Annotated in this window: 11 protein-coding genes; 10 read left to right on the top strand and 1 reads right to left on the bottom strand. The window is 51.3% G+C overall.

Going from position 1 to position 14,092, the window contains the following annotated elements:
• The first annotated feature begins 24 nt into the window (after positions 1-24).
• The 10 genes from xdhA (at position 25) to LKE13_RS06510 (ending at position 13,185) form a co-directional block, all read left to right on the top strand.
• Positions 25-1,491, top strand: a complete 1,467-nt coding sequence (xdhA, locus tag LKE13_RS06555; protein WP_227949422.1) for a xanthine dehydrogenase small subunit — start codon at positions 25-27, stop codon at positions 1,489-1,491.
• Positions 1,424-3,838 (top strand): xanthine dehydrogenase molybdopterin binding subunit, encoded by a 2,415-nt coding sequence (gene xdhB / locus LKE13_RS06550; protein ID WP_265334810.1) that lies wholly within the window; start codon positions 1,424-1,426, stop codon positions 3,836-3,838. Before xdhA ends, xdhB begins: the two co-directional genes overlap by 68 nt.
• On the top strand, positions 3,835-4,896 hold the full coding sequence (xdhC, locus tag LKE13_RS06545) for a xanthine dehydrogenase accessory protein XdhC (RefSeq protein WP_227949418.1): 1,062 nt from the start codon (positions 3,835-3,837) through the stop codon (positions 4,894-4,896). The genes xdhB and xdhC overlap by 4 nt, the downstream gene beginning before the upstream one ends.
• Before the next feature lie 76 nt (positions 4,897-4,972).
• The gene (locus LKE13_RS06540; RefSeq protein ID WP_227949415.1) at positions 4,973-6,526 is read left to right on the top strand and encodes an ABC transporter ATP-binding protein; all 1,554 of its coding nucleotides are present in this window, start codon (positions 4,973-4,975) and stop codon (positions 6,524-6,526) included.
• Entirely contained in the window at positions 6,516-7,592 is a 1,077-nt protein-coding gene (locus tag LKE13_RS06535) for an ABC transporter permease (protein WP_227949413.1), read from the top strand. The genes LKE13_RS06540 and LKE13_RS06535 overlap by 11 nt, the downstream gene beginning before the upstream one ends.
• Entirely contained in the window at positions 7,592-8,521 is a 930-nt protein-coding gene (locus LKE13_RS06530) for an ABC transporter permease (RefSeq protein ID WP_227949411.1), read from the top strand. The genes LKE13_RS06535 and LKE13_RS06530 overlap by 1 nt, the downstream gene beginning before the upstream one ends.
• Before the next feature lie 33 nt (positions 8,522-8,554).
• Positions 8,555-9,631, top strand: coding sequence for a BMP family ABC transporter substrate-binding protein (locus LKE13_RS06525; protein WP_227949409.1), 1,077 nt, complete (start codon positions 8,555-8,557; stop codon positions 9,629-9,631).
• Positions 9,632-9,717: 86 nt separating this feature from the next.
• On the top strand, positions 9,718-10,725 hold the full coding sequence (locus tag LKE13_RS06520) for an adenosine deaminase (RefSeq protein WP_227949407.1): 1,008 nt from the start codon (positions 9,718-9,720) through the stop codon (positions 10,723-10,725).
• Positions 10,726-10,728: 3 nt separating this feature from the next.
• Positions 10,729-11,976 carry a cysteine desulfurase family protein gene (locus LKE13_RS06515; RefSeq protein ID WP_227949404.1) on the top strand — a complete coding sequence of 416 codons (1,248 nt, stop codon included), beginning with the start codon at positions 10,729-10,731 and terminating at the stop codon, positions 11,974-11,976.
• A 9-nt stretch (positions 11,977-11,985) separates the two neighbouring features.
• Positions 11,986-13,185: a urate hydroxylase PuuD gene (locus LKE13_RS06510; protein ID WP_227949402.1), complete on the top strand. Its 1,200-nt coding sequence runs from the start codon at positions 11,986-11,988 to the stop codon at positions 13,183-13,185.
• On the opposite strand, the gene LKE13_RS06505 is transcribed toward LKE13_RS06510, so the two are convergent.
• Positions 13,182-14,018 carry a GNAT family N-acetyltransferase gene (locus tag LKE13_RS06505; protein ID WP_227949400.1) on the bottom strand — a complete coding sequence of 279 codons (837 nt, stop codon included), beginning with the start codon at positions 14,016-14,018 and terminating at the stop codon, positions 13,182-13,184. The genes LKE13_RS06510 and LKE13_RS06505 overlap by 4 nt on opposite strands.
• Positions 14,019-14,092: the final 74 nt, after the last annotated feature.

Genomic DNA, 14,092 nt, shown 5'->3' with positions numbered 1-14,092 from the left:
AAAACGCACGATTGGACATCTCCCATGCGCCAAAAAGTAAGATATGTTCACCGGGGTGAAATTGTCGAGTTGGAGAATATCGATCCGACGAAAACGGTACTGAACTATCTTCGGTATGAGAAAGCACTGACCGGCACGAAAGAGGGCTGCGCCGAAGGGGACTGCGGAGCCTGCACTGTCGTTCTCGGTGAATTGGTTAATGGAAAACTTAAATATCAGGCCGTCAATGCCTGCATTCAGTTCCTCCCTACCCTTGATGGCAAGGAACTCATCACTGTTGAAGATCTGAAGGAAAAAGACGGCGCCCTGCATCCGGTACAAAAGGCGCTGGTGGATGCCAATGGAACACAATGCGGCTTCTGCACGCCCGGCTTTATCATGTCCCTCTTTGCCGAAATGCATTCGACCCCGAAAACCGACAGATCCCATATCAATGATGTTTTGGCGGGCAATCTCTGTCGTTGCACTGGCTACGGAACAATCGTTGATGCCGCAGTTGCGGTTGCTCAATCGAGCGAAAAGGACAGGTTCCATACTGAGATGACAGCAACCTCCGCGCTGCTTGCGGCACTAAAAAAAGATTCCGGACTTCACCTGACATGGCTTGATCGTCATTACTTTGCACCGAAGACGGTTGACGAATTAATCGATGTTCTTGCCCGTTATCCGGATGCAATCCTTCTATCCGGGGCAACGGATGTCGGCCTCTGGATCACGAAACAACACCGGGAATTGACGACGGTTATCTATCTTGGGCAGATTCAAGAACTGAAAGAAATTGAGACGCAGGAAGGTGGTCTGAAACTCGGCGCAAGCGTAACCTATAGTGATGCATGGGCCCCACTTGCAGAGCTTTACCCCGACTTTGGGGAGTTGATCCGCCGCATTGCGTCAACCCAAATCCGCAACAGCGGCACCATTGGCGGCAACATTGCCAATGGCTCACCCATCGGAGATACGCCACCCGCCTTGATCGTGTTGAATGCAAGGCTTCATTTGCGCTCCAAAGATGGCCCGCGCGATATTCCGATTGAAGACTTCTTTATCGACTATGGCAATCAGGATTTGAAACCCGGAGAATTTGTCGAGGCGGTTACCGTCCCTCTCCCGAAGGTAGATGCGAAATTTGCAACTTATAAAATCTCCAAGCGGTTTGATCAGGATATCTCAGCCGTTTGCGCGGCCTTTCATCTCACTCTTAAGGGAGATACTGTCGAAGATATTCGAATTTGCTATGGTGGCATGGCTGGCATCCCGAAGCGTGCGCATCTCACGGAAAAGGCAATTATCGGTCAGACTTGGAACGAAACTACGATTTCAGACACCTTGCCTCTAATGGAGGAGGACTATCAGCCGCTCTCCGATATGCGGGCCAGCAATCAATATCGGATGCTCGCCGCACAAAATCTGCTTCGCAAATTCTATGTTGAAACATCGACGCCTGAGGTTCCCACGCGACTGCTTGGAGAAGGAGGGTTCGCCTGTGCGTAACCCGCCACTCAGCCGGAATGTAATCAGGGGCACGGTTCATGCGCCCAGACACCACGATAGCGCCGCGAAGCAGGTCGCCGGCGAGGCTCTCTATATTGATGACATTGCCGAGCCAAAAGACCTCTTGAACCTTTATATTGCCCAAAGCGAGAAGGCCCATGCAAAAATCCTGAAGTTGGATGTTTCGGCTGTGCGACGAGCACCGGGTGTCGTTGTCGTGCTAACGGCGGATGATGTGCCGGGGATCAATGATGCCTCCCCCATTGCGGGTGATGATCCGGTATTCGCGGAAGAAATTGTCGAGTATGCTGGGCAATCTCTTTTTGCCGTGGCGGCCGAAACGCTCGATCAAGCGCGAGCGGCGGCAAAGCTCGCCATTATTGAGTATGAAGAACTGCCCGCGATTGTCACTGTTGAACAGGCGATGGCCGCCAACTCCTTCGTTCTGCCAACGCGGGAAATCCGGCGCGGTGATGCGTCCGCATCGATAAAGGCGGCAAAACACCGCCTTACGCAGCGATTTGAAATCGGCGGTCAGGACCATTTTTATCTGGAGGGTCACGTTGCCCTGGCCCTGCCGGGAGAGGACGGTGATATTTTCATTTATTCCTCAACTCAACATCCGACAGAAGTACAGCATAATGTCGCAAAATTCCTGAACTTGTCAGATCACGCCGTCACCGTCGAGGTTCGGCGCGTGGGGGGCGGCTTTGGCGGTAAGGAAACTCAAGGTGCCTGGTTTGCGGCCATTGCTGGCCTCACGACAAAGCTGACGGGGCGTCCCGCGAAAATTCGCCTAGACCGGGACGACGACATGATTATGACCGGCAAGCGGCATGATTTTGTCGTGACTGTTGAAATGGGCTTTGATGATAACGGGCGCGTCAGCGGCGCAGAGTTTATCTTTGCCTCCCGTTGTGGACGGTCCGCAGATTTATCAGCCTCTATCAATGATCGTGCGATGTTCCATGCGGATAATTGTTATTATTTTGAAAATGTGACGATAATCTCCCACCGCTGCAAAACCCACACGGTTTCCAACACCGCGTTCCGTGGTTTCGGCGGCCCGCAAGGAATGCTCGCACCGGAGCGGATGATGGACGCAATCGCCTGCTACCTTGGCAAGGACCCAATTGACGTTCGAAAAGCTAACCTCTATGGCAAAAAATCGCGCAATGTCACGCCCTATCAAATGACTGTTGAAGATAACATCGCGCCGGAGATAATTGCCGAGCTTGAAAAGAGCTCTGACTACGCCGCACGCCGCGAAGCAATCCGTGCCTTTAACAAAGCCAGTCCTTATCTCAAAAAGGGGATTTCTCTCACCCCAGTGAAATTCGGCATTTCCTTCACCGCCACTCATTTAAATCAGGCTGGCGCATTGCTACATGTCTACACGGACGGCAGCGTGATGATCAATCATGGCGGCATAGAAATGGGGCAAGGTCTCTATATCAAGGTCGCGCAGGTGGTTGCGGAAGTTCTCCAGATTGATATTGAGCGGGTAAAAATAACGGCAACACGTACCGATAAAGTGCCGAATACATCCGCAACCGCCGCTTCCTCCGGCGCGGATATTAACGGAAAGGCCGCAGAAGCCGCCGCCATTGCGATCAAGGAACGGTTGGCAAAATTCGCGGCTGAGTATTATGGCGTGAAGCTTTCAGAAATTACATTCCTACCGAACCGCATTCGTATAGGAAAGCATGTTGTTTCCTTCCGAGATCTGGTGCAACTTGCTTATATGAGCCGTATATCACTCTCCTCTACTGGCTTTTATAGCACTCCAAAAATTCACTACGACGCGGAAACATTAAGTGGGCGCCCCTTCTATTATTTCGCCTATGGCGCCGCCGTATCAGAGGTGATCATTGATACACTGACAGGGGAAAACAAAGTTGTTGCGGTCGATATCCTTCATGATGCGGGCAAGAGCCTCAATCCGGCGATTGATCTTGGTCAGATTGAGGGCGGCTATATTCAGGGGATGGGCTGGCTGACGACGGAGGAGCTTTATTATGATGACAAGGGCATCTTGAAAACCCATGCCCCGTCGACCTACAAAATCCCCGCATGCAGTGACCGCCCCGCTATCTTTAATATGAAGATATTTGAACAGGGCGAGAATGTCGAAGAAACGATTTTCCGCTCAAAAGCAGTGGGAGAACCACCGCTAATGCTCGCCATCTCCGCCTTTAATGCGATTGCCGATGCGATATCCAGTGTCACGGATTACCGCTTCTATCCGGAGTTGAATGCACCAGCGACGCCGGAAAGGGTCTTGATGGCAGTCCAGAATATTTCAGAAACCGCAAAGACGCATAAACTGACGGAAGCGGCTCAATGAGCAACTGGTCAGAAATAGCTGAAGCTTATTGTCCGGATCGTGACGGCGCCGCTGTTCTGGTTACTGTCGGACGGATCAAAGGATCAACACCACGCGATACTGGTGCGAATATGCTGATCACCACAACAAGATGTATCGGTACTATTGGTGGCGGGAGACTTGAGTATACTGCCATTGAAAAGGCCCGCGACCTCCTAAGTAATGAAACCAAATCTTCCGAAATACATGAGCTGCCGCTTGGGCCGGAACTTGCGCAATGCTGCGGCGGCTATGTTGAGTTGCTACTGTACAAGCTTCAGGAAAATGACGCATTAATATTAATTAACCAGTTAAATGAAAATAAAGAGAAATCGACCATTTTGCTTTACTGGTCAGAGACTGAATGCCGCCATCAGATTGTTAGTGAAAGCGACAGTCTGATATACCTGAATAAGCCATTGCAGGCCGCGATTGAACGGCAGCTCAATTCGCCGGGGACAGAAATTGTTGAAAACCGGCAATCCCACAATACCGACTTTACACTCGTTCAGTCACTTCATGATGCAGAATTTAACGTCACGGTATTCGGTGCCGGTCATGTCGGCCGGGCGTTAATTACCGCACTCACTCCCCTTCCCTGCCAGATTAAATGGATCGATTCACGTGCATCAGAGTTTCCGGCGGAAATTCCGAAAAACATCCTTAAAGTCGTTACGGAAAGTGAAGCCAGTGCAATAGCCGACTGTCCGGCAGGAAGTTATTTCCTCGTCATGACACATAGCCACCAGCTCGATCTTGAAATCTGCGAAAAATTACTGTCGACTAAAGAGGATGCCGCTTTTATCGGTTTGATCGGATCAAAAACCAAAAAGTCCAAGTTTGAAAAACGATTGGCTGTGCGGGGGTTTGATCGCATAGCGATTTCCCGCATAACATGCCCGATCGGGATCGAGGAACTCGGCGGAAAACGCCCGGTGGAAATTGCCCTTAGTATTGCGACAGATCTTTTACGGCGCCATCAGCAAACACGGGCGCGTATATCGCCACGCAATCGGAACGAGGCAAACAGCTCATCTTGAAAAAGCTTTACCAGATAGAAACAACGACGGAAGATACGGCAAATATGAGGGAGCCTACAATTTCGGGGATAGTAAAATGAGTGGAAACGAGGGGGTAACGCCGCAGCTTGAATTGCGCGGCATAACTAAGGCCTATCCCGGATGCCTTGCCAATGATCATATCGATCTTAAAATCATGCCGGGCGAAATTCATGCGCTGCTCGGGGAGAATGGCGCGGGGAAAAGCACACTTGTCAAAATTATATACGGTGTTCTTCAGGCAGATGAAGGTGACATTATCTGGGCTGGTGCTCCCGTCTCCATAGCCAACCCCCATAGCGCCCGCAAAACCGGTATCGGAATGGTTTTTCAGCACTTTTCTTTGTTCGAGGCCATGACTGTCACCGAGAATATTGCTCTGGGTATGTCTGGTCGTCAAAACATGAAGGCTCTCGAACAAAATATTATCGAAGTCTCCAACAGCTATGGGCTACCGCTTGAGCCAAACCGCCAAGTCCATACGCTTTCGGTCGGTGAGAAGCAGCGCATTGAAATTGTCCGCTGCTTGTTGCAAAAACCAAAACTCCTGATTATGGATGAGCCGACCTCTGTCCTTACTCCGCAGGAGGCCGAGAAGATGTTTGAAACTCTTCGCCGACTGTCTGAAGAGGGCGTCTCCATTCTCTATATCAGTCACAAGCTCGATGAAATAAAGGCGCTCTGCCACAAGGCAACTATCCTCCGCGGCGGCAAATATATCAGCGAATGCGATCCAACCCAGGAAACCGCAAAAAGCCTTGCAGAGATGATGATCGGCACGAACCTTCAAGCGCCTGAACATCATGAAACATCGAAGAAGGGTCCAATCCGGCTGAAGGTCCGCAATCTTTCAATTGACGCAGATGTGGAATTTGGGATCAACCTTAGCGCCATTAACTTCGATGTTCGCGGTGGCGAAATTCTGGGCATCGCGGGTGTTGCCGGAAATGGTCAGATTGAACTTCTCGCGGCCTTAAGCGGAGAAACCACATGCCGTGATGCGGAAACCATTGCATTAGATGATAAGGCAGTCGGTCAACTCGGTCCGAACTCGCGGCGCGATCTCGGCCTCGCTTTCGTCCCCGAAGATCGGCTGGGTCATGGCTCGGTGCCTGAAATGATGTTGACAGAAAACGCCTTTTTAAGCGGATTTCGTCGCATGTCTCTGTTGAATGGCGGCTTTATTAATAATGGGGGCACATCCGATTATGCCTCGGATATCGTGCAGAAATTTGATGTCCGAACTCCTGGAATCTATCATACAGCCAACAGCCTTTCAGGTGGAAATCTACAGAAATTCATTGTCGGACGTGAAGTCCTGCAACAACCGAATGTTATCATTGTCGCCCACCCGACCTGGGGTGTTGACGCCGGGGCTGCGGCCTTCATCCATCAGACGCTTATTGATCTTGCCGAGAATGGCGCGGCCGTGCTTGTGGTCAGTCAGGATTTAGATGAGCTCTTCGCGATTAGCGACAGAATTGCCGTCATCGCGGAAGGCCGTCTGTCCGTCGGGCGGGAATTGAGCGAAATAACAATTGAGGAAATCGGGCTCCTGATGGGGGGCACCCATGGCATGGGTGAAACTGAGGGGGTCTCCGATGTTGCTTAAAATTGAAAAAAGGGCCGAATACTCGAAGTCGATGGTCTATTTGACCCCGATTATTGCCCTTGTTCTGACGGTGCTGACCAGTATCGTGCTGTTTGAATCGCTTGGGGTCAATCCGATCGAGGCGCTGTACCAATTCTTCATTGCTCCACTTGATACGCAATATGAATTCTCCGAGTTATTCGTTAAAGCAACACCGCTGATATTATGCGCAATCGGATTGTCAGTCGGCTTTCGCGCAAATGTCTGGAATATCGGCGCGGAAGGACAACTCACGATGGGAGCAATCGTGGGCAGTAGCCTTTTTATCTATTTTCCTGAAACCGACAGCGTTTTTCTACTTCCTGCGATGATTATCATGGGAGCCTTGGGGGGCGCCGCCTGGGCCGCGATCCCCGCGTTCTTTAAAACCCGCTTTAACGCTAATGAAATTCTGACCAGCCTGATGCTGGTCTATGTAGCACTTCTGCTTCTATCTCTGTTGATCCACGGGCCATGGCGAGACCCGGCAGGCTTCAACTTTCCTGAATCCCAAACTTTCAGTGAAAGTGCGGACATGCCCATTCTGATATCAGGCACGAGAATGCACTTCGGCACCCTTTTGGCACTGTTCGCTGTTTTCGGTGCATGGATCATGATGGCGCGCACCCTTATTGGCTTTCAGATAAAGGTCATCGGGGAGGCACCGCGCGCCGGTGGATATGCCGGTTTCAGCCAGAAGAAAATTATCTGGTTCACGCTTCTTTTTGCCGGCGCCCTCTCAGGCATTGCCGGACTGTCGGAGGTAAGCGGCCCAATCGATCAGGTTGTTCCTTCCATCTCGCCGGGATATGGCTTCACGGCGATTATCGTGGCCTTCCTCGGTCGGCTTCACCCTGTCGGCATTTTCTTCGCGGGCCTGCTGATGGCACTCACCTATCTCGGTGGCGAGACCGCGCAGATTAATCTCGGCTTACCGGTTGCCGTCACTGGTGTGTTTCAGGGAATGGTGCTCTTCTTCCTGCTTGCCTGCGATGTGCTCGTCCACTATCGGTTCCGTCTGAATATTGCAAGAAAGGCCACGTCATAATGAGCGGATTTGATTGGATAGTGCCGGTTATCCTTACCGTTATTACGGCAGCGACCCCACTTGTTTTCGCCGGGATCGGCGAACTCGTGACGGAAAAATCAGGGGTACTCAATCTTGGCGTTGAAGGGATGATGCTGGTTGGCGCCGTCAGCGGATTTATCACCGCCCTCGTGACAGGGAATTACTTTCTGGCTGTCTGTGCGGCGGCTTTCGCCGGTGCGGTGATGGCATTCCTTTTCGGCGTTCTCACCCTCTCGCTCATGGCGAACCAGGTGGCAACCGGCCTCGCCCTTACCCTTTTCGGCGTTGGCCTCAGTGCATTGATGGGTCAGGAATTCGTTGGTGAACCTATCTCCGCACTGAACAAGCTCAACATTGCCGGTTTGTCCGACCTGCCGTTCATCGGGCCCATCTTATTTGCGCAGGATGCCTTGGTATATCTCTCTTTTGCCATGGTCGCGATTGTCAGCTGGTTTCTGTATAAGACAAAGGCCGGCCTTGTCTTGCGTGCCGTTGGCGATTCTCATGATGCGGCGCACTCAATTGGATATCCGGTCATCGCAATCCGCTATCTGGCGGTTATGTTCGGCGGTGCAATGTCGGGGATCGGCGGCGCTTATCTGTCACTCGCCTACACACCGATGTGGGCGGAGAACATGACAGCGGGGCGAGGTTGGATCGCGCTTGCGCTTATCGTCTTTGCAACCTGGAAACCCGGGCTGGTACTGGTTGGCGCCTATATGTTTGGCGGCATTACCATTTTGCAGTTGCACGCACAAGCCGCCGGACTTAACGTACCCTCACAAGTCCTTTCGATGCTGCCGTATCTCGCGACCATAATAGTTCTCGTCCTGATATCGAAAGATGAATCCCGAATTCGAAAACATGCGCCGGCTTGCATAGGCAAGATTTTTCATCCGGCGGCATGAAGCTAAAATTTTCAGTTTAAGAAGGAGAAAGTAATGACACGAAAACAACTCTCAGGCCTGGTTAGCGCTGTCGCACTGGCTGGCGGATTACTAATGGGCGGAACGGCCGCCGCAGAAGATAAAATCGGTTTCATCTATGTCGGGCCAATCGGCGATCACGGCTGGACCTATCGCCATGAACTGGGTCGGCAGGCCGTTCAAAATGAATTTGGTGACAAAGTCAAAACGACCTATGTCGAAAGCGTCAAGGAATCAAGCAGCGAACCGGTCATCCGGCAGATGGCTGCAGATGGCTATAAACTGATTTACACAACCTCCTTTGGCTTCATGAACCCAACCCTGAAAGTCGCCAAGCAGTTCCCGGATGTAAAGTTTGAGCATGCAACAGGCTATAAACGGGCAGACAACGTCAGCACCTATTCCTCTCGGTTCTATGAAGGTCGCTATGTCGTCGGGAAGATTGCCGGGAAAATGACGAAATCAAACGTCATCGGATATATCGGGTCGTTTCCGATCCCGGAAGTGGTTCGCGGTATCAATGCGATGACCCTTGCCGCCCGCAGCGTTAACCCCGATGTCACGGTAAAGGTTGCGTGGGTAAATACCTGGTATGACCCGGGCAAGGAAGGTGATGCCGCAAAGGCCCTCATTGATCAGGGCGCAGATATCATCCTGCAACACACGGATAGTCCCGCCCCTCTTCAGGTTGCTGAAAATCGCGGTGTCTGGGCCGTGGGTCAGGCTTCAGATATGACAAAGTTCGCTCCCAAGGCACAGCTTACCGCTATTATCGACAATTGGGATGGGTACTATGTCGCGCGGACAAAAGCGGTACTTGATGGAAGCTGGAAGTCTGAAGACACTTGGGGTGGCCTCAAATCAGGAATGGTCGAACTCGCCCCCTATAACGACGCTATACCTGCTGACGTAGTTGCACTTGCGGAAGAAACCAGAAAAGGAATCGAAGCTGGCACGATCATGCCCTTTGCCGGACCCATTACCAAACAGGATGGCTCTGTCGGCGCGAAAGAAGGCGAGTCACTTGATGATGGCGTCCTTCTTGGCATGAACTGGTACGTAGAAGGCGTCGAAGGACAGCTACCAAAATAAATTGGTTCAGCGAGCACATATCTCCGCCGGAATTGACACCCTCGGCGGAGATATATTTTCACTAGATGATTTGAATGGATCCATCCATGGATGACCTAAAAAAATTCATTTGGAACATGCCGAAAGCAGAGTTGCATCTACATATAGAGGGCAGTCTGGAACCGGAATTGATGTTCGCGCTTGCCCGGCGTAATAAAGTTGAAATTCCATTCGCAACGGTGGAGGAAGTCCGGGATGCCTACCAATTCTCGAACTTGCAGGATTTTCTGGATATTTATTATCAGGGTATGAGTGTCCTGCTGGAAGAGCAGGATTTTTACGACCTGACATTTGCTTATCTCACCAAGATGCACGAGCAGAATGTCATCCATGTAGAGATTTTTTTCGACCCGCAAGGTCACACAGACCGAGGTATTACTTTCGCAACGGTCATCGCGGGCATCACCCGGGCGCTGAGCGATGGGCTTGAAAAATACGGTATTACCTCCAATCTCATTATGAGCTTTCTCCGGCACCTAAGCGAAGACGCCGCTTTTGCCACCCTTGCCGAGGCACTTCCCTATCGCGACCGGATCATTGCCGTTGGTCTTGATTCTTCGGAAATGGGTCATCCCCCTTCCAAATTTGCACGCGTTTTCGAAAAGGCAAAGGCAGAAGGATTTCTTGCCGTTGCTCATGCCGGTGAGGAAGGACCGCCGGAATATGTTTGTGAAGCCCTCGACCTGCTCAAGGTTGATCGGCTGGACCATGGCAACCGGGCGCTTGAAGATGCTGCGCTGGTGATGCGGCTGGCAGAAAGCCAAATTGCCCTTACAGTCTGTCCACTTTCCAACTACAAGCTCGCGGGGGTCACCGACATGCGTGCGCACCCCATAAAGAAAATGCTGGAGCTTGGGTTGAAGGCGACTGTTAATTCTGATGATCCCGCCTATTTCGGGGGCTATATGAACGAAAATTTCGAGGCAATCACCGAAAGCCTCAACCTTACAAAAGAGGAAATTCTCAACCTCGCCAGAAACGGTTTTGAAGCAAGCTTCTGCAGCGACACGGAGAAGCAGGCGATGATTTCCCGGCTTGAGGCGTATGGGGCCTGAGCCATGCGCAGCCCAACAACAGAGCACCGCCAAATAACCTTCGCAGGGGAAATCCTGACACTCCCCATTTATCTGGATTACCAGGCGTCGACACCGCTCGACCCTCAGGTGGAAAAAGCAATGGCAGACTGTCAGAAATACTTACCCGGCAATCCGCACAGCAATACACATAGTTTTGGCCATAAGGCCCGCCGCAAAATTGAAGAGGCCCAAGGTCATATTGCGGGGCTGATCAATGCGCAGCCACATGAAATCATCTTCACCTCTGGCGCGACAGAAGCCAACAATCTTGCGCTACTCGGCATTGCCAACGCCCTAAGCAGTCCGCGCCATATCATCTCCGTTCGAACAGAGCATGAATCCATCCTGCAACCACTCGAATATCTTGCTGCATACGAAGATATCGATGTCACAGTTCTGTCGGTCGATAAAAACGGCTTGATAGATATTGATGCTCTCACATCGACCATACGACCCGAGACAATTCTGGTTTCGGTCATGGCCGCCAATAACGAGACCGGTATCTGTCAGGACATCTCCGCCATTGGTCGGATTTGCGCGGAACGTGATATTCTTTTTCATACGGACACAGTACAGGCGCTCGCGACAGAAAAAATTGACGTGATCGCGCAAGACATATCCCTCCTCAGCCTGTCAGGTCACAAGCTATACGGCCCAATGGGCATTGGCGCCCTTTATGTGCGGGAAAGAACAGACATTGCCCCACTCTTCTACGGTGGGGCACAGCAACGATCCATTCGCCCAGGAACCCTTCCCACGGCTGCTTGCGTTGGGCTTGGAGAAGCCTGCCGGATAATCGCCGAAAACAGATCAAGTGATCATAATCATCTCCAACGGCTGCGCTCAATCATTACGCATCACCTAACTACTGAGCTGGTAAATGCGGTTGAGATAAATGGGGAGGAAGTACCTCATATACCCGGATGTCTCAGTCTCAGCTTTGCTGACATGGACGCGGAAAACCTCCTATACGAGCTTCCAGACCTTGCCGTCAGCACGGGATCGGCCTGCAGCACAATGGCTGGGGAACCGTCACATGTCTTGAAAGCGATGGGAAGGAGCGCTGTCGAAACCGCGGCAACATTCCGGCTGGGGATTGGGCGCACAACAACTGAGGCCGAGGCAAGATATGCTGCCGCACAAATCATCACCGCATACCGCCGTCTCACCGCCGGCAATGAGACAGCCGAAATTCTGGGAAAAACCATCCAGCATAACAGGGTGTCATAGGGGAAGTTGATGGAATTTGAATTGATGGAATGGTTTCAACTCGCTGTCCGCTGGATCCATATGATCACCGGCATTGCCTGGATCGGGGCATCCTTTTACTTTGTCTGGCTCGATATGAACCTTACACCGCCGGAGAAAGAAGGATGCAAAGACAAAGCAGGTGTTGGTGGGGAACTATGGGCCGTGCATGGCGGTGGATTTTATGAAGTTCAAAAATATCGCCTGGCCCCGCCCGCAATTCCACAAACGCTCCATTGGTTCAAGTATGAGGCCTATTTCACATGGATCAGCGGGTTTATTCTGCTGACGATCCTCTATTATTTCGGCGCAGACATCTATCTCATCGATAGGAGTATTGCAGATATTTCCACTGATGCCGCCATCCTGATCGGTCTGGGTTCCATCATTGGTGGCTGGATCATCTATGATCTCCTTTGCAAGTCCCCCCTGATTAACAATCAAATGATCTTCGGCCTTGTCCTGTTTACCTTGCTCACTCTGGCGTCATTCGGGCTATCGCAGGTATTCAGCGGCCGCGGCGCCTATATTCACGTCGGGGCAATCATGGGAACGATCATGGTCGCGAACGTTTTGATGATCATCATTCCGGGGCAGGTCGCGCTTGTTTCCGCTGCAAAAAAGGGCGAGCCCCCCGATCCGGTTTATGGTCTCCGGGCAAAGCAAAGATCGCTGCATAACAATTATTTCACCCTGCCGGTTTTGTTCATCATGATCAGCAACCATTATCCCATGACCTACGGCAACCCATACGGTTGGTTGCTGCTGGCAGGCATCTCCCTTGTTGGAGTATTGGTCAGGCATTTTTTCAATATGAAAAATCAGGGGCGTGCGAAGCAAGGGTTTATTCTGCTACCCATCGCCTTTGTCCTTTTCTTCGCCATTGCCTATGCGGCCGCCCCTAAGTCCGAGGATGCGCCCACCGAGAAGATTTCTTTTGCGACGGTTGAGACCATCATCCATGAACGCTGCACAAGCTGTCATGCCGCCAAGCCGACGAATACGGATTTTGAGACCCCTCCCAAAGGTGTCAGACTGGAAACATCTGCGCAAATCGCCCGTGAGAAGACCCGCATCAAGCAACAAACCGTCGATACGAAAACCATGCCACTTGGCAACCTCACCCAGATGACGGATGAGGAGCGAAAGATTATCCGCTGGTGGATTTCACAGGGTGCGTCAACGGATTAAGAATAAATCTGAACCGGATTTCCCGTTGCCACAGGGGCAGGCACCTTTTCCTTTTCCCGTCTGTCCCGCGAAAAATGACGGATATATTTGTTCGTTACATTTTCCGTTTCCACGATAACGCACACATCAATGGTATTGAATTGATGGTCAATAACGGCACCGTCTCCGATATACCCGCCAAGGCGTAAATAACCTTTTAGAAGCGGAGGCAATTCACGCTGTGCAAGCTCGATATCCACTTCCTTGCGTTTCATCATTTTCATCGGGATATAATGTTTGTCGAGGGCGCGCGGACGCAGATGTCCCGGCGCCTTATGGAAATGATGCAGATAGGAAAGTACTCGCGCCTGCTCTTTCAGATCCGTGCCATGAATACTGCCACAGCCGAACATAATCTGAACGTCATGAATATGGATATAGGACGCAATACCACGCCATAAAAGCTGCATCGCACCGCGTCGGCGATAGGCCGCGTCGATGCAAGAACGGCCCAACTCCATGATTTCGCCCGGAAAGATCGTCAGATTACAAAGATCAAATTCTGATTGTGAATAAAAGCCGCCATGCTTCTGAGCAACGCTACTCCGAAGGAAACGATAGGTTCCGACAACGCAAGGCGCCGCCTCCGTGCCTTTTTCAAGATCAATGACGAGTAGATGATCGCAAAACGCGTCATACCGATCCACATCACGAGATTTTTCCTGACAAAGAACCGACGGTTTCGCCCCCATTTCTTCATAGAAAATGCGATAGCGCAAAGACTGCGCCGCATCCAGATCTGCGGCACTGTTTGCCAGACGAAGTTCCAGATTATTAAATCGTAACGGTTCCAAGACATACTCCTAATTACTCTTTCGAGAGATTTAGGGAGAACATCTCAAATGATTGTTGCAGCTAAATGTCCGAT

Source organism: Sneathiella sp. HT1-7, assembly GCF_020731145.1.
Classification (GTDB): domain Bacteria; phylum Pseudomonadota; class Alphaproteobacteria; order Sneathiellales; family Sneathiellaceae; genus Sneathiella.
Note: the sequence above shows the minus strand (reverse complement) of the source record. Positions and strands in the feature narration are given on the sequence as shown.